This window comes from Marinococcus salis, from assembly GCF_054971365.1.
The window spans coordinates 1-16,330 of sequence record NZ_JBQOJB010000029.1; the positions used below are offsets into that span (position 1 = coordinate 1).

Annotated in this window: 18 protein-coding genes, 1 tRNA gene and 1 rRNA gene; 17 read left to right on the plus strand and 3 right to left on the minus strand. The window is 49.3% G+C overall.

Features of this window, described 5'->3' with window-relative positions; genetic code table 11:
* Nucleotides 1-138 precede the first annotated feature (138 nt).
* From pxpB to tsaD, 10 genes are all read left to right on the plus strand, one after another.
* Nucleotides 139-867: a 5-oxoprolinase subunit PxpB gene (gene pxpB, locus ACTTK6_RS15190; protein ID WP_462833861.1), complete on the plus strand. Its 729-nt coding sequence runs from the start codon at nt 139-141 to the stop codon at nt 865-867.
* Entirely contained in the window at nt 857-1,621 is a 765-nt protein-coding gene (locus ACTTK6_RS15195; RefSeq protein WP_462833862.1) for a 5-oxoprolinase subunit PxpA, read from the plus strand. The genes pxpB and ACTTK6_RS15195 overlap by 11 nt, the downstream gene beginning before the upstream one ends.
* Nucleotides 1,618-2,589, plus strand: a complete 972-nt coding sequence (locus ACTTK6_RS15200; protein ID WP_079474141.1) for a 5-oxoprolinase subunit C family protein — start codon at nt 1,618-1,620, stop codon at nt 2,587-2,589. Before ACTTK6_RS15195 ends, ACTTK6_RS15200 begins: the two co-directional genes overlap by 4 nt.
* Before the next feature lie 77 nt (nt 2,590-2,666).
* Nucleotides 2,667-2,783: ribosomal RNA gene (rrf, locus tag ACTTK6_RS15205) — 5S ribosomal RNA — on the plus strand.
* 10 nt (nt 2,784-2,793) lie between these two features.
* Nucleotides 2,794-2,870: transfer RNA gene (locus ACTTK6_RS15210), tRNA-Met, on the plus strand.
* A 206-nt stretch (nt 2,871-3,076) separates the two neighbouring features.
* Nucleotides 3,077-4,069: a thiamine-phosphate kinase gene (thiL, locus tag ACTTK6_RS15215; RefSeq protein WP_079474142.1), complete on the plus strand. Its 993-nt coding sequence runs from the start codon at nt 3,077-3,079 to the stop codon at nt 4,067-4,069.
* Between the two features lie 22 nt (nt 4,070-4,091).
* Nucleotides 4,092-4,565 carry a tRNA (adenosine(37)-N6)-threonylcarbamoyltransferase complex ATPase subunit type 1 TsaE gene (gene tsaE / locus ACTTK6_RS15220; RefSeq protein WP_079474143.1) on the plus strand — a complete coding sequence of 158 codons (474 nt, stop codon included), beginning with the start codon at nt 4,092-4,094 and terminating at the stop codon, nt 4,563-4,565.
* Nucleotides 4,546-5,256 carry a tRNA (adenosine(37)-N6)-threonylcarbamoyltransferase complex dimerization subunit type 1 TsaB gene (tsaB, locus tag ACTTK6_RS15225; RefSeq protein WP_462833863.1) on the plus strand — a complete coding sequence of 237 codons (711 nt, stop codon included), beginning with the start codon at nt 4,546-4,548 and terminating at the stop codon, nt 5,254-5,256. Before tsaE ends, tsaB begins: the two co-directional genes overlap by 20 nt.
* A complete protein-coding gene (gene rimI, locus ACTTK6_RS15230) occupies nt 5,253-5,714 on the plus strand; it encodes a ribosomal protein S18-alanine N-acetyltransferase (protein WP_462833864.1) in 462 nt (153 codons plus the stop codon). The genes tsaB and rimI overlap by 4 nt, the downstream gene beginning before the upstream one ends.
* Nucleotides 5,701-6,720 carry a tRNA (adenosine(37)-N6)-threonylcarbamoyltransferase complex transferase subunit TsaD gene (tsaD, locus tag ACTTK6_RS15235; RefSeq protein ID WP_079474146.1) on the plus strand — a complete coding sequence of 340 codons (1,020 nt, stop codon included), beginning with the start codon at nt 5,701-5,703 and terminating at the stop codon, nt 6,718-6,720. The genes rimI and tsaD overlap by 14 nt, the downstream gene beginning before the upstream one ends.
* Nucleotides 6,721-6,779: 59 nt before the next feature.
* Here the strand turns inward: tsaD and ACTTK6_RS15240 are convergent, their stop codons facing one another.
* Entirely contained in the window at nt 6,780-8,720 is a 1,941-nt protein-coding gene (locus tag ACTTK6_RS15240; RefSeq protein ID WP_462833865.1) for an ABC-F family ATP-binding cassette domain-containing protein, read from the minus strand.
* Nucleotides 8,721-8,890: 170 nt separating this feature from the next.
* On the opposite strand from ACTTK6_RS15240, the gene ACTTK6_RS15245 reads away from it, so the two are divergent.
* Nucleotides 8,891-9,538 (plus strand): redox-sensing transcriptional repressor Rex, encoded by a 648-nt coding sequence (locus tag ACTTK6_RS15245; protein WP_079474148.1) that lies wholly within the window; start codon nt 8,891-8,893, stop codon nt 9,536-9,538.
* A gap of 68 nt (nt 9,539-9,606) precedes the next feature.
* Here the strand turns inward: ACTTK6_RS15245 and ACTTK6_RS15250 are convergent, their stop codons facing one another.
* Nucleotides 9,607-9,795, minus strand: a complete 189-nt coding sequence (locus ACTTK6_RS15250; protein WP_079474149.1) for a DUF4305 domain-containing protein — start codon at nt 9,793-9,795, stop codon at nt 9,607-9,609.
* 1 nt (nt 9,796) lies between these two features.
* A complete protein-coding gene (locus tag ACTTK6_RS15255) occupies nt 9,797-10,522 on the minus strand; it encodes a lysostaphin resistance A-like protein (RefSeq protein WP_462833866.1) in 726 nt (241 codons plus the stop codon).
* Nucleotides 10,523-10,867: 345 nt separating this feature from the next.
* On the opposite strand from ACTTK6_RS15255, the gene groES reads away from it, so the two are divergent.
* The 6 genes from groES (at nt 10,868) to arsC (ending at nt 16,279) form a co-directional block, all read left to right on the plus strand.
* The gene (gene groES / locus ACTTK6_RS15260; protein ID WP_022794320.1) at nt 10,868-11,152 is read left to right on the plus strand and encodes a co-chaperone GroES; all 285 of its coding nucleotides are present in this window, start codon (nt 10,868-10,870) and stop codon (nt 11,150-11,152) included.
* Nucleotides 11,153-11,196: 44 nt separating this feature from the next.
* Nucleotides 11,197-12,843 carry a chaperonin GroEL gene (gene groL / locus ACTTK6_RS15265; RefSeq protein ID WP_079474151.1) on the plus strand — a complete coding sequence of 549 codons (1,647 nt, stop codon included), beginning with the start codon at nt 11,197-11,199 and terminating at the stop codon, nt 12,841-12,843.
* 408 nt (nt 12,844-13,251) lie between these two features.
* Entirely contained in the window at nt 13,252-14,250 is a 999-nt protein-coding gene (locus tag ACTTK6_RS15270; protein ID WP_462833867.1) for an Ltp family lipoprotein, read from the plus strand.
* A gap of 125 nt (nt 14,251-14,375) precedes the next feature.
* Complete coding sequence (locus ACTTK6_RS15275) at nt 14,376-15,350, plus strand: Gfo/Idh/MocA family protein (protein WP_462833868.1); 975 nt, start codon at nt 14,376-14,378, stop codon at nt 15,348-15,350.
* A gap of 87 nt (nt 15,351-15,437) precedes the next feature.
* Entirely contained in the window at nt 15,438-15,782 is a 345-nt protein-coding gene (locus tag ACTTK6_RS15280; protein WP_462833869.1) for an ArsR/SmtB family transcription factor, read from the plus strand.
* 47 nt (nt 15,783-15,829) lie between these two features.
* Nucleotides 15,830-16,279 carry an arsenate reductase (thioredoxin) gene (gene arsC, locus ACTTK6_RS15285; RefSeq protein WP_079474154.1) on the plus strand — a complete coding sequence of 150 codons (450 nt, stop codon included), beginning with the start codon at nt 15,830-15,832 and terminating at the stop codon, nt 16,277-16,279.
* The last annotated feature ends 51 nt before the right edge of the window (nt 16,280-16,330 follow it).

Here is a 16,330-nt window from a genome sequence, read left to right on the forward strand (position 1 = left end):
TCTCCCCCCGTGAAAGTAGATCGCTGCCGGGCGAGCTAAACCGTTTCCCTTTTCGGAGGGGAGCGGTTTTTTTATATTTTTTTCCTTTTTCTCTATGCTACAATAAACATACTAATTATTAGGAGGGAGAAAGATAATATGAATATTGTTCCTATCGGTGATCATGCCTTAAGTGTGCAATTGGAAAACGTAATTTCTCCCTCCGTAAACCGCAGGGTCCACCGGCTTTATAATGCTTTAAAACAAGAGCAGCCGACTGGGATTATCGAGTGCCTTCCCAGCTACTGTGCCTTAACCGTGTATTATGATCCTTTGAAAATAAAATATGAACGTCTTTGTGAGACAATTGATACTATTTTTTTGCATATGAATGATGAATTGGAAAAAACTATACGAACATATTATCTGCCAGTTTGTTATGACGTATCGCTCGGCCAGGACCTTGAACGACTTGCTGCAGAGAAGGAACTTTCTGTAGAAAAAGTAGTGGAGCTGCACAGCGATGCTGACTATTTTATTTATATGCTGGGTTTTACCCCGGGGTTTCCGTACCTCGGCGGACTGAATGAACGACTCCATATCCCTCGTCTTGAAACACCGAGAGGAAAGGTGGAAGCAGGATCTGTGGGCATTGCCAATGCCCAGACAGGGATATATTCGATTGACAGCCCGGGAGGATGGAACATTATTGGAAAGACTCCGGTGCCTTTATTCAATGTTAATAGTGAAGAACCTGCGCTTCTGGCTCCGGGTCATTTGCTCCGCTTTGAACCTGTGTCTCATAACGAATATATTGAAATTGAAGAGAGTGTCAGTCGCGGTGAATATAGCATCCGTATAGAGGAGGGGCAGACACATGACTATTGATTTAAATTGTGACTTAGGCGAAAGCTACGGCGTTTATACACTTGGGATGGATCAGGAGGTGCTTCCTTTAGTGTCTTCAGCCAATATTGCCTGTGGGGGCCACGCAGGAGATGCAGCAGTGATGGCGCACACTGTTGCTCTTGCTAAACAGTACGGCACGGCGGTTGGAGCGCATCCTGGGTTTTTGGATAAAGAAGGGTTTGGCCGTAGACATATAGCAATGAAGGAAGAAGAAATTTATCAACTTTGTCTCTACCAGATAGGGGCTCTCCATGCCTTCTGCGTGGCAGAAGGAGTAAAGATGCAGCACGTGAAGCCCCACGGGGCTTTATATAATGCCGCCCTTCGCGATAGTGATGTTGCTAAAGGAGTGGTGCGGGCGGTGAAAGATTTTAATAAAGACCTCCTATTGTTCGCCCCCGTCCATACAGAATTGCATGCGCAGGGGGAAAGAGAAGGCTTACAGGTAGTAAAAGAAATATTTGCAGACCGCACGTATACGGCTGAAGGAACATTGACACCAAGAACAGAGGAGAAGGCGTTCATTGACCAACCTGAAAAAGCTGCAGACCAGGTGCTCGAGGTGCTCCAAAAGGGAACCGTGAGGGCGGTGGATGGTACAGTTGTGGCTATGGAGGCAGATACGGTATGCGTACATGGTGATAACGAACAGGCGGTGCTTTTTATTCAGCATCTGAAAAAGCAGCTTGAGCACCATGGTACCAGGGTGCAGGCAGCGGGGGATCGTATATGAGGCGGACACCTTTCTGTACAGTGCGAAAAGCTGGACTATTTACGACCGTTCAGGACACGGGGCGGAGCGGCTATCAGTATCTTGGCGTCCCGGTATCTGGAGCGATGGATATGTACGCCTTTCAAATAGGAAATGCCTTGTGTGGGAACTACCTGACTGCAGCCGGATTGGAATTGACCTTGATGGGGCCGACCCTGGCGTTTCATGAAGAAGCGGTCATTGCTGTTACAGGCGGAAATTTACAACCGGAAATAAACAACAAAGCCATCCCGATGTGGGCGACAAGAAAGGTTTACGAAGGAGATGAATTGTCCTTTAATGGTCCGGCCCAAGGCGCCCGTGCCTATATTTGTATTGCAGGAGGTATAGATGTGCCGGTGGTTTTAGGGAGCCGGGCGACATATACAAAAGCCGGCATAGGAGGTGTGGAGGGCCGTGAGCTTGAAAGCGGAGACAAGCTGTACCAAGCAGAGGGGCGCCCTGCTCCGACTCCTTTCGAACGGCGGTTGTCTTCTGCACTTGTGCCAGTTTATGACAAACAGCAGACACTCCGGGTAGTGGAAGGGCCGGAATTTAATCAATTGACAGCGGAGGCTGAACAGATTTTGCTTCAGGAATCCTACGTCGTGACCCAGGAAGCTGACCGAATGGGGATCCGACTTGAGGGAACGGAAGTTTTTATTCAGAAAGATGGCGGCATAATATCGGATGGAGTAGCTTTTGGAACTGTGCAGCTGGCTTCGAACGGCCGGCCGATGGTTCTAATGGCTGACCGACAGACGACGGGTGGCTATGCCCGGGTGTTAAACGTTATTAGTGCTGATTTACCAAAAGCTGCCCAATTGCAGCCAAAGGCTTCTATAAAGTTTGAACGGGTGTCGCTGAAAGAAGCCCACGAGGCTTTTAAACAGCAGCACCGGTCGATTGAAGACGTGTACTTTGCTGTAAATGATAAAAAATGGCGATAAAATATAAAAAACCCCTTGCGTTCATATAACCCACATGGTAAGATAATAATTATCTTGTTGAGAGACAGTATACATAGTGCGGTGACAACAGCGAAGAGGCCCCACCCGTTCCCATGCCGAACACGGAAGTTAAGCTCTTCAGCGTTGATGATAGCCGGGGGCTCTCCCCCCGTGAAAGTAGATCGTCGCCGCGCTATACCACATCGCGGGATAGAGCAGTCTGGTAGCTCGTCGGGCTCATAACCCGGAGGTCGGAGGTTCAAATCCTCCTCCCGCAACCAATTATACTAATCGATTAAAGCCGGCAAGGCTTTTTTTTATGAAAAAATTTAGTCGACGAAGCGGGAAACCAAGCTACCCTTTGTGCTTATGCACTGAGGGTAGTTTTTCGATAAACGGGGTACAGCCTGCTCGTTTACTGTACGCGATTGCAAGAATACGATAAACTGGCAGGAGACTATTATGAGAGATCATTGAGGAGCAGTTTATGCCATACGACGAATTTGACTGGATTAACGAACGAAAACCAACGCAGACCTTTCAGGAGCGCCTTGAAGTAGGAATAGGTGATGATGCCGCGGTCTATCGGCCGATGGCGCAAATGAATGAAATTGTCTGTGTGGATACGATGATTGAAGACGTCCATTTTCGGAAGGATACGATGAATCCGTTTGATATTGGTTTTAAAGCACTGGCTGCAAACATTAGCGATGTCGCTGCGATGGGAGGCGTGCCGCATTTTTACGTGATATCGATTGCGGTAACGCCCGGTTGGTCCGAAGAGGAATTAAACGAACTGTACCGGGGAATGAATGAACTGGGAGCGCGCTATCAGATGGATATGATTGGCGGAGACACGGTATCCTCCCGGCGCGACTTAATGGTGAGTATTACGGTAATCGGAGCAGTGGAAGAAAGACAGCAGCTGCTGCGGAGCGCTGCGGAACCCGGGGACATCGTATTTTTAACAGGACCGGTCGGCATGTCGGCTGCCGGGCTGGAATTACTGCTTGATCGGACAAAGGACGCTGCGTATTCCGAACGGGAAAAATCGTTGATTGCCTATCATCAGCGTCCGGTACCTCAGGTGGAAGCAGGGCGTCTGTTGGTGGAATACGGTGGCCGCATCGCTTTAAATGATATCAGTGATGGCCTTGCGAGCGAATGCTTTGAAATTGCGGAAGCGAGCAGTGTTTCGATAGAACTGGACTTTTCCGGACTTCCCGTGCATGCAGCCATGAAGCCTCTGGAAGTCCAGACAATGAAAAAGCATATGTTTTACGGTGGAGAGGATTTTGAGCTGGTCGGAACAGTAGCTTCATCAGAGTGGGAAAAGCTGAGAGAACAATTCTGGAACGCCGGGATGCCATTATATGCCATTGGAAAGGTTTCAGAAGGAAACGGACAGGTCATCCTGCAGGAAAACGGCTCCCGTACGAAGCTGCAAAAATCCGGCTACAATCATTTTCGTTCATCATAAGCAGCAGAAAGGAAGAAACGATATGACAGAGTGGGTCATCGACACTTCTTCCCCCGGGGAAACAGCAGCGTGGGGAGAGCTTTTAGGCCGGCAGGCGGAAGCAGATGAGAAAATATGGCTGCTTGGCAGCCTCGGAGCAGGAAAAACACATTTTGCCAAAGGCTTTGCCAGAGGCCTTGGTGTTACCGCGATGGTAAACAGCCCAAGCTTTACAATCGTTAAAGAATACGAAGGAAGGCTGCCATTGTTTCATATTGATCTTTACCGTCTTTCAGAGGAAGAAGCAGAGGAAATCGGGATTGAGGAATACTTTGAGGCAGGCGGAGTTTCGCTTTTAGAATGGCCGATCCGCCTGGAACAATGGCCGGAGGACCGCCTGGAGGTAGAGATACAATATACCGGGGAGACGAGCAGGCAATTGACCTTGAAGGCCGTGGGCGAGCGGTGGAAGGAAAAGATGAAGGAGTTGCAGAACGATGAAAATGCTCGCAATTGACACCTCAACGCATGTGTTGGGCATTGCCCTTGCAGATGAACAAAAAATCCTCGGGGAGTACACCACCAATATTAGAAAAAACCATTCCATCCGTCTGATGCCGGCTGTGGAATCACTGATGAAAGAGAGCGGGACAGCTCCGGGTGATTTGGAGGCAATAGCGGTGACTACCGGTCCGGGATCATACACCGGAGTGCGCATAGGAGTAACGACGGCTAAATCGATGGCCTGGGCTTTAAATATCCCTCTTTATCCTGTGTCGACCCTGCAGATGTTTGCCCAAAACGGTCTTGGATTTCCTGGCCTCGTTTCTCCACTGATAGATGCGCGCAGAAATCAGGTATATACCGCGGTGTTTTCCGGAGAAACGACAAAAAATATCGTGGAACGCCAGGCCGATGATCAAATCATTCTGCTTTCGGAATGGCTCGGGATGCTCGACCAACGGCAGGAAAACGTTTTGTTTGTCGGAGAAGATACAGATACCCGGCGGCCGTTGATCCAGGAACAACTCGGCAGCCGGGCAGTATTTGCGGATTGGGCGGAGCAGACCCCACGGCCTGCAGAAATCATCCGTGTCGCGCGAACTATCGGGGAGCCAAGGGAAGCTCATGCGGTAGTCCCGGAATACGCCCAGCTTGCCGAAGCGGAAAAAAACTGGCAGAAGGCCCAAAGTGGGAGAGCCGAATGAAAGCAGAAATACTGATCCGTTTGATGAGCACCGACGATATCGATAACGTAATGGAGGTAGAGCATAACGCTTTTTCGATGCCGTGGAGCCGGCGGGCGTTTGAAAACGAGATGTATAACAACCAGTTTGCCCATTATCTGGTGGCAGAAGTTGATGGCAGAATTGTCGGCTACTGCGGGGTATGGATTGTCATCGACGAAGCTCATGTGACAAACATTGCGGTACACTCACGCTACCGCGGCCGGAAAATTGGGCAGGAGCTGCTGGCCAATTTGATGGAACTGGCCTACACGTACGGTGCCCGGACGATGACGCTCGAGGTGCGTGAAACCAATGAAATCGCCCGGAACCTGTACGATAAATTTGGGTTTGTGCCTGGCGGCGTTCGAAAAAACTATTATGTGGATAATAATGAAAATGCGATAGTAATGTGGGTGAATATGAATGAACGAGCATGAACCAATAGATATTCTGGCTGTGGAAACGAGCTGTGACGAAACAGCCGCTGCGGTGATCAGAAACGGCACGGAGATTCTGTCCAATGTCGTTCTCTCCCAGATGAAAAGCCATAAACGCTTTGGCGGAGTTGTGCCGGAGGTCGCTTCGAGACATCACGCGGAATCCATCACTCAGGTAATGGAACAGGCGCTCGAGGAAGCTGATAGTACATTTTCTGATTTATCCGCCGTGGCGGTTACAGAAGGGCCCGGACTTGTGGGAGCGCTTCTTGTGGGGGTAAATGCTGCGAAGGCGACAGCGTACGCAAAGGGACTGCCGCTGATCGGCGTCCACCATATAGCCGGCCATATCCAGGCGACCCGGCTGGAGGCAGAGTGGGAATATCCTGCGCTTGCGCTCGTTGTTTCCGGCGGTCACACGGAGCTTGTGCTGATCAGGGAAGAAGGACAGTACGAACTGCTGGGCCAGACGAGAGATGATGCAGTTGGGGAAGCATATGACAAAGTTGCACGCACGCTCGGCCTGCCGTATCCTGGAGGGCCGGAGCTCGATAAGCTGGCTAAGACGGGCGATCCATCTGTACCGCTTCCTGTGGCTTGGCTGGAGGAGGGGTCCTATGATTTCAGCTTCAGCGGCTTGAAATCAGCTGTCATGAATACGCTCCACAACGCTCGCCAGCGCGGAGAAGAATGGGCACCGGAAGACGTCGCGGCGAGCTTCCAGCAGAGCGTTATTACCGTGCTGACGGAAAAAACAGCCCGGGCGGCAGCGGCCTGTGAGGCGAAGCAGGTAATGGTTGTAGGCGGTGTGGCAGCCAATAGCGGCCTGCGGGCAGCAATGAAAGAGAAGTTCGAAGAAAGCGGCGTTAAGCTGCAGATTCCGCCGCTGCATTTATGTACTGATAATGCGGCTATGATCGGTGCTGCCGCCTATATCAACTGGAAAAAGGGAAACTTTTCCAGCATGGATTTAAACGGCGTGCCCGGCCTGCCGCTCCATATGTAACAAAAAGCCCGTGGCCTCAGTAGAAGAGGTCACGGGCTTTGCTGTGTAAAGGGAATGATCTAGGAACTGGATTCTTCAAGCTGCAGCTCTTCCCATTCTTCCATCAGCTGGTCGAGCTCGCTTCTTAATTCGTTAATCGACGACTGATAACCAGCTGCCTTTTCATGGTCTTCATATACGTCAGGTTCGAAGAGAGCAGCTTCCTGCTCCTCGACGAGCTGTTCCTTGGCTTCAATATCCTGTTCAATCTGTTCAATGCGGCGCTGCCGCTTGCGGGCCTCACGCTTGGCTGCTTTGTCGTCTGCAAATGAAGATTTTGCTGCCCCGGTGTCTTCAGGCTTTGGCCCTTCACGCTCAGCCTGGAGCGCCGCTTTTTCCCGTTCTTCTTCCTTTTTGAACAGATAATAGTCATAATCCCCGATGTAGTTGCGGACATCGCCATTTCCCATTTCAAGGATACGGGTTGCAATCCGGTTCAGAAAATACCGGTCGTGGGAAACAAACAAAATGGTGCCCGGATAATCAATCAGGGCGTCTTCAAGAACTTCCTTGCTGTCAAGATCGAGATGGTTGGTCGGCTCGTCGAGCAGCAGAAAATTCGACTTCTGCATCATCATCTTAGCAAGCGAAAGGCGCGCTTTTTCCCCGCCGCTTAAGTCAGATACCTGCTTCAGCACGTCCTCACCGGTAAATAAAAACTGGCCAAGCACCGTGCGGATGTCTTTTTCGTTTTCAAGCGGATATTCGTCCCACAGCTCCTGCAGCACGGTTTTGCCTGAATTCAGTTCGGCCTGCTGCTGGTCGTAATAGCCAAGGTCTACTTTACTTCCGAGCTGAATATGGCCTGCATTCGGCTCAAGCTCTCCCTTGATCGTTTTTAAAAAGGTACTTTTGCCCGTCCCGTTCGGTCCGATCAGCGCGATGCTCTCGCCACGCTGGGCCCGGACATTTAAATGCTCGAAGACGGGCGCCTTGTCACCAAAGCGGAAGGTAAGGTCTTCTGCTTTTAGTACATCGTTGCCGCTCTGCCGGTCAATGTCGAAGCGCAGGGAGGCAGATTTGCCGTCCCGCTGCGGTTTGTCGAGCTTATCCATTTTTTCGAGCTTTTTCCGCCGGCTCTGGGCCCGTTTTGTCGTAGAGGCGCGCACAATATTTTTCTGCACAAAGTCTTCAAGCTCGGCAATTTCCTTCTGCTGCTTTTCATAGGCCTGCATTTCCTGTTCAAACAGTTCCGCCCGTTTTTCCTGAAAGGCACTGTAGTTGCCGTAAAATAAGCGGGCTTTTTTATGAATGATTTCATACACCTTCGTCACGATCTGGTCCAGAAAATACCGGTCGTGGGAGACGATCAGGACAGCACCCGGATAGCTGCTTAAATACTGTTCGAGCCAGCGGAGGGTATCCATATCCAAATGGTTGGTCGGCTCGTCAAGAATCAGGAGATCGGGCCGGGACAGCAGCAGTTTGCCAAGGGCAAGTCGGGTCTTCTGGCCACCGCTCAGTGACTGCACCGGTGTGTCGAGAGAGAAGCTGCCAAAGCCAAGGCCGGCAAGCACCGTGCGGATGTCGGATTCATAGCGGTAGCCGCCGCGAGCTTCGAATTCCTGCTGGCGCTGATCGTAATCGGTCATTAGCTTTTCATAGGCTCTGGCGTCATCAATAATGTCGGGCTCAGCCATTCTCGCCTCCATGCGGCGTAGCTCGGCTTCAGCTTTTTGAAGGTGGGTAAAAACATCGAGCATTTCATCCCACATGGTTTTATCGCTGTTCAATCCGGTATGCTGCTCAAGGTATCCGAATGTCGTGCCTTTTGGCATCGTGACGGAGCCGGAATCATACGAGGATTCGCCAGCAAGAATTTTCAGAAGGGTGGATTTGCCGGCCCCGTTGTTGCCGACCAGGGCGACCCGCTCGCCTTCCTTGACTTCAAGTTTTATTTGATCAAGTACGGTTTCTGCCCCAAAAGACTTGGTGACAGCCGAACATTGAAGTAAAATCATATTTATATAGCTCCTTTAATTACAACTCTGATAATATCAGTGTATCGTACTTTTCCGTGAAACGCGAAACAGGATAAGTCTCGTGCATGACAAGCGTTTCGGTACGTTTTCACGGGGACACATGCTATACTGTCTACAGACGATGACAATACATTTAGGTGGAAATAACTATGAATACAGACCAGCAAAAAATTCCGCAGGCAACCGCAAAGCGGCTACCCCTATATTATCGATTTCTAGAAAGCCTGTATGCAACAGGCAAAACCCGCGTTTCTTCAACGGAGTTGAGCGAGGCGGTGAAAGTGGACTCGGCAACGATCCGCCGGGATTTTTCGTATTTCGGTGCCCTCGGCAAAAAAGGCTACGGCTATAACGTCCAGTATCTGCTGTCGTTTTTTCGGAAAACCCTGGACCAGGACGAGGCAACGGACGTCGTGCTTCTTGGTGTCGGGAATCTCGGCAAAGCGCTGCTTCGCTATAATTTCTCCAAAAATGAAAATACTCGGATTGTGGCTGCATTTGATATTAATAAGGATATGGTGGGCGAGCAGATTGGAAATGTGCCGGTGTATCACACCGACGATCTGGCAGAAAAGCTTGAAGAACATAACGTGTCCGTAGCGATGCTCACGGTGCCATCCGCCGCCGCCCAGACAACTGGAGAAAAACTGGTGGAGGCAGGCATCAGCGGTATTTTAAATTTCACGCCGGCACGTTTATCCGTGCCGGCATCTGTACGCGTGCATCATATCGATCTTGCCATCGAGCTGCAGACACTCGTGTATTTTCTGAAAAATTATCCGCTGGACAGCGAATAGGGCTGCCGGGGGAAGACGTATATTAATCTATTAAAAAGGGACCGCCGAATACTGGCTGGTCCCTTTTGCTATTTCTTTTTGTTCTGCTCTGCCATGAGGCGCAGATAGTTGAAGCCCATAACGAAGTCATAAGCAGCAAAGGCGGCAAGCAGAATACTCCAGAATGACCAAGAGGACTCGCTGACGGAAAAATACGTAAACATCAGCAGCACTCCGCCCAGCACAAAGTAAAAAAGGGCAGCGGTGGAAGCTTTCATATTACATCAACCCCTGAACAAGCAGAATGAGTGCACCCTCGGCTTCACGCATAATACGCTCAATTTCATCCTGAAACAGTACCTGAATGCCAACCACAAACGCGTTCATGACAGAGTGAACGATAATCGGCACAATGATCCGTCCAGTTTTAACATACAAATAAGCAAACACAAAGCCGATCATGGTATAAACGAGCAGGTGCGTAAAATCCAAATGCACAGCAGCAAATATCAAAGAGCTGATGATGGCGGCAACGAAAAAGTTTGTGCGCTTGTACAGGGAGCCAAATATAGCTTTACGGAATACAAGCTCTTCAAGAATCGGGCCGATCACCGCCACGATAATTACAAAGGCTGGCATGCTGTTAACGAGCTCGATAATCTGCGCCGTATTTTCGGAGGCTGAATCAATGCCGAGCAGGTTCTGCTCAATCAAGCCGGCAACAATCTGACCGGCGTAGGCAAGGGCAAAGCCGATGAAAATCCAGGCAGTAGCGTTGGGCCATGGCATCTTCGGTTTATTAAACGCGAGCTGTTGGCCGCGTTCCGGGATTAACAAAATCAAAATGACAATTAAAGCGGTAATAAAGCTTGCAAAAATCCAGAAGTATGAAGCCTGCTGGGCGGAATCAAAGCTGCCTATAGCTAAAAGAGCCGGAACGGCAACGATGCCCGAGAGCTGCATAAGTACGTAAATGATAACAATGCTCCAGTAACGTGCGGCCATGGAAGGAAATCACTCCTAATCTTCGGTTAAATCTGTGTTAGAACGCTCCTATTGTATCACAGGTCTCTGCAGGAATAATAAAGAGAGCAACTGCGAATTTATGACAATTTTCAAATAGAAGGTTAACAAAGAGAGCAGCAGGGAATGTGAATGCAGGTGCCATCAAGCACCGGAGTGGGAAAAGACAGAAAAAATTTTCGGTTCCCTCTTGCAAACAAAGCCCAGGTTGATTAATATAATAATTGGGTTTAGCACTCGGGTTTAATGAGTGCTAACAAAATGGTGTTACTGTCGTTTCCGTTACATATAACGGACGATGAAAATATTCTAAGGAGGTTGTTTTCCTTGTTAAAGCCTTTAGGTGATCGACTCGTACTCGAACAAGTGGAATCAGAAGAAAAAACTGCTGGCGGTATTGTGCTGCCGGACTCCGCCCAGGAGAAACCACAGGAAGGACGCGTGGTGGCTGTTGGTTCCGGAGCTTTAAAAGACAACGGTGAACGCGTAACGCCGGAAGTAAGCGAAGGCGATATCGTCGTTTATTCGAAGTTTGCAGGCACAGAAGTAAAATACGACGGCAAAGAATATTTGATCGTTCGCGAAAGCGACATCCTCGCGGTAGTTCAGTAATCAGCTTCATTTCGAAATCAATATTTCATTAGGAGGATTTCATCATGGCTAAAGATATTAAGTTTAGTGAAAATGGCCGCCGCGCGATGCTCCGCGGTGTGGACGAACTGGCAAACGCTGTAAAAGTAACGCTTGGACCGAAAGGCCGTAACGTTGTTTTGGAGAAAAAGTTCGGTTCCCCGCTTATCACCAATGACGGTGTAACCATCGCCAAAGAAATCGAACTCGAAGATAACTTTGAAAATATGGGTGCGCAGCTTGTATCCGAAGTTGCCAGCAAAACGAATGACATTGCCGGTGACGGTACGACTACAGCAACCGTGCTCGCCCAGGCAATGATTCAGGAAGGCCTGAAAAACGTTACGTCCGGTGCGAACCCAATGGGTATCCGCCGCGGTATGGAGAACGCGACCAAGGTAGCGGTCGAGGAACTCCGTAACGTCAGCAAGCCAATTGAAGGCAAAGAATCTATCACGCAGGTCGGTGCTATTTCCGCAGGCTCTGAAGAAATCGGCCAGATCATTGCAGAAGCGATGGAGCGCGTAGGAAACGACGGCGTTATCACAGTCGAAGAATCCCGCGGCCTTGAAACAGAGCTTGAAGTTGTGGAAGGTATGCAGTTTGACCGCGGCTATGCTTCCCCGTACATGGTTTCCGACAATGAATCCATGACTGCAGAGCTCGACAACCCGTACATCTTGATTACGGACAAGAAGCTTACAAACATCCAGGAAGTACTTCCGCTGCTTGAGCAGGTTGTACAGCAGAACCGTCCAATCCTCATCATCGCAGAAGATGTGGAAGGCGAAGCGCTGGCAACGCTCGTTGTTAACAAGCTGCGCGGCACATTCAACGCAGTAGCAGTGAAAGCACCAGGCTTTGGCGACCGTCGTAAAGCAATGCTTGAAGACATCGCTACCCTTACCGGTGGTACGGTCATTACAGAAGATGTAGGTCTTGATCTGAAAACTGCAACGATCGATCAGCTCGGTCACGCCAACAAAATCACGATCGATAAAGACAACACAACGATCGTAGAAGGAAGCGGCGATCCGCAGACGATCAGCGCACGTGTTACACAGCTTCGTACGCAGATGGAAGAAACGACTTCCGAATTCGACCGTGAAAAACTTCAGGAGCGCCTCGCGAAGCTTGCCGGCGGCGTAGCCGTTGTTAAAGTCGGCGCAGCTTCTGAAACGGAAATGAAAGAGCGCAAGCTCCGCATCGAAGACGCCCTCAGCTCTACACGCGCAGCGGTAGAAGAAGGCATTGTCTCCGGCGGCGGTACCGCGCTGATGAACGTCTACAAAAAAGTAGAAGAAGAAATGAACAACACAACAGGCGACGAAGCAACCGGCGTGAAAATTGTTCTCCGTGCCCTCGAAGAACCACTCCGTCAGATTGCGCATAACGCAGGCCTGGAAGGCTCCGTTATCGTTGAGCGCCTGAAAACAGAAGCAGTTGGACACGGCTACAACGCAGCGACCGGCGAATGGGTAAACATGATTGACGCAGGCATTGTCGATCCTACAAAAGTTACCCGCTCCGCGCTGCAAAACGCATCGTCCGTATCCTCCATGTTCCTGACAACCGAAGCAGTTATCGCCGATATCCCAGAAGAAAATGGCGGCGGTGCCGGCGGCGGCATGCCAGACATGGGTGGCATGGGCGGAATGGGCGGCATGATGTAGGCCAACAGGACGTTGGTCACCCGGACGCTGCGACAGGACGTCGCGGCTTTCGTCCGGGCTCCGCTCAATCCCATGCTATAACCCAGTTTTAATGAAAATGGGCAGAATGCTAATATTTGAATAGAGTTATTTTAAGCTTCTCATGAGTTCACTGAACTTGTGGGAAGCTTTTTTATGGTTTTTGTTCATGTGAACGCCAAGACGATTACCTGTTAGGCAATCAATCTAACCACTAATAAAGCAAACTGAACACTCAAGGAATCCGTTAATCGTAAAGTTCTCAATAACTTCTCCAAATCCTCTCTTCAATGAAGTCAAAATCATCTAAAAGCTCTCTTCCATTAGATTTCTGGCTTTACTTTAATATGGTAAAATTTAGCCGATATATGTAAAAAAGGGGGGAGTTTAATGAGGTATAAAGAAAAGAAAAAATGGTATAAACGGATTCCGGGATATCGTTCCAGGGTGAAGTGGAAGATGATTACAGCTTCTATTATTTATGCTTTAATTTTATTTGTTATACTAGTTCCAACTGATTCTTCTACAGAAATAGCTGGGGAAAATACGGCCGAAGATGCTACAGAATTAGAAGCAGAAGATGCTACAGCAGCTACGGATAAGCAAAAGAATAACGAAGAGAAAGAAAAACAGAAAGCGAAGGAAGAGCGTGAGGCTGAGGAAGAGGCTGAGCAGGAAGCCAAGGAAGAGGAAGAGCGCCAGGCTGAAGAAGCCGAGCGGGAAGCAAGGGAAGAAGAAGAGCGCCAGGCTGAAGAGGAAGCGGAGCGGGAAGCCAAGGAAGAAGAGGAGCGTCAGGCTGAAGAGGAAGCGGAGCAGGAAGCCAAGGAAGAGGAAGAACGCCAGGCTGAAGAGGAAGCGGAGCAGGAAGCCAAGGAAGAGGAAGAACGCCAGGCTGAAGAGGAAGCTGAGCAGGAAGCCATGGAAGAGGAAGAGCGTCAGGCTGAAGAAGAATCCAGCGGTTCTGTTTCCCAGGAGCAGGCACTGAGTCAGGCTCAGAGCTACCTGGACTATACGTCCTTTTCTAAATCAGGGTTGATCGAGCAATTAGAATATGAGGGCTTTAGCACAGAAGATGCCACATATGCTGTGGAAAATATCTCAGTGGACTGGGAGGAGCAGGCGGTCAGCCAGGCTCAGGATTATCTGGAATACACCGCATTCTCCGAATCAGGATTGAATGAGCAATTGGAGTATGATGGTTTCAGTTCATCGGAAGCGGCTCATGGTGTGGCAAACGTCTCAGTGGACTGGCAGGAGCAGGCGGTGCTTCAGGCCGAGGATTATCTGGAGTACAGTTCTTTTTCAAGACAGGGCCTGATTGATCAATTGATCTTTGAAGGGTTCAGCACAGAGCATGCCACCTATGCTACCGGCCAGGTTGGTTTATAATAGACATATTGATTTTAAGGGAACAGCAAAGGCTGCTCCCTTTATTCATAGGCAATGGCTTTTACAATGAAAAGGTATAAAAGAATGTTGAATAAACAAATGAATTTCATTTGGGAGGAAATGCTATGAAAAACATACGATGGGGCATTATAGGGTGCGGTAACGTGACAGAGGTGAAAAGCGGTCCTGCCTTTCAATTGGCCGAAAACAGCTCCCTACAGGCGGTGATGAGAAGAAATGGAGAAAAGGCGAGGGATTATGCGGAACGTCACGGGGTGCCCAGCTGGTACGATAAAGCGGAGGACCTTATCCATGACGCTGAAGTGGATGCCGTTTATATTGCCACGCCGCCTTCTTCGCACAAGCAATATACGATCATGGCTGCCGACGCAGGGAAGCCAGTATATGTGGAAAAACCAATGGCAGGCAGCACAGACGAATGTGCAGAAATGATAAAAGCCTGTGAAAATAACGGTGTACCGTTGTTTGTTGCCTACTATAGGAGATCTCTGCCGCGTTTTCGAAAGGTGAAAGAGCTGCTGGATGCCGGAAGCATTGGAGAGGTGCGGTTTGCTTCTATTCAGCAGACCCAGCCCATCGTTCAAAAAGACGAAAACGAAGAATGGCCATGGAGGGTAATCCCTGAAAAAAGCGGTGCAGGGCTATTCTATGATGTGGGCTCTCATACGCTGGATCTTTTTGATTACCTGCTCGGACCTTTGAGTGACGTAAAAGGGTCTGCCGTAAACCTGGCTGATTCCTATGCGGCTGAAGACACGGTGAGCGGCACATGGAAATTTGAAAGCGGAGCTGTCGGGATAGGTGTATGGAATTTTTCTTCCTATAATAAAGAAGACGATAACCGCATTGTTGGCACAAAAGGGGAAATAACGTTCTCGACGTTTGACGACAAGCCGATTATCCTTCTGAACGAAGCCGGCGAAGAGTTTTTTTATATCGAGCATCCGAAGCATATTCAGCATCACCATATTCAATCTATTATTGATGAACTGCTTGGGAAAGGAACTTGTCCAAGCACCGGTGAAACGGCGTTCCGTACTAATCAGGCAATGGAAGAATTAGTAAAAGAATATTATTAGAAGGTCTTCGCTAAGCGTTATTTATTGACGTTTGGCGAATTTTATATTAGCATATGCTTATATAATAAAACGATAGTAGGTGAACGTATGGAAAAAATTAAACCGGAAATTAAAGATACTGCTTCTGTGCTGAAGCTTTTGGGCGATAACACCCGTCTTTCCATTGTCAGCCTTGTACAAACCCATGAATGCTGCGTATGTGAATTCGTGGAGCTTCTGGATATGTCGCAGTCATCGGTGAGCCAGCACCTCCGAAAGCTCCGGGACGCCGGTCTTGTTAAAGAGCAGCGGAAGGGCCACTGGATTTTTTATTCGTTTAACCGGGAGCACCCTTCTGCAGAAATAGTGGAGGACATACTCCAGCATGTACCGGATCAAAACGAAAAGCTGCAGCAGCTGGAACGGGACGGCCTGCGCATTAATTGCGACTGAGGATCATCACCACTGGAATTAATATTTTGTGAAATGAGGATGCAGTAATGAGTAAAAAGAAATTGTATTTTTTATGTACAGGTAATTCCTGCCGCAGCCAGATGGCTGAAGGCTTCGGCCGTTATTTCCTGGGAAATGACTGGGAGGTCCGTAGTGCCGGTATCGAAGCCCACGGCCTTAATCCAAATGCGGTCGAAGCCATGAACGAAGTCGACATCGATATTTCCACGCAGGAGTCGAGCATGATCGATCCGGAGTATTTAAACAATGCGGACATGGTGGTTACGCTTTGCGGGGATGCTAACGACAAGTGTCCAATGACCCCTCCGCACGTCACGAGGGAGCACTGGGGCTTTGATGACCCGGCAAAAGCAGAGGGCACAGAAGAAGAACGCTGGGCGGTTTTCCAGCGCGTACGTGATGAAATTAAAAACCGTATTCAAAAATTTGCAGAAGAAGGAAAGGAGTCGTTTTATGACGGAAGAACGAATTTATGATGTGATTATCGCGGGTGCCGGCCCGGCCGGCATGACGGCGGCCGTGTACGC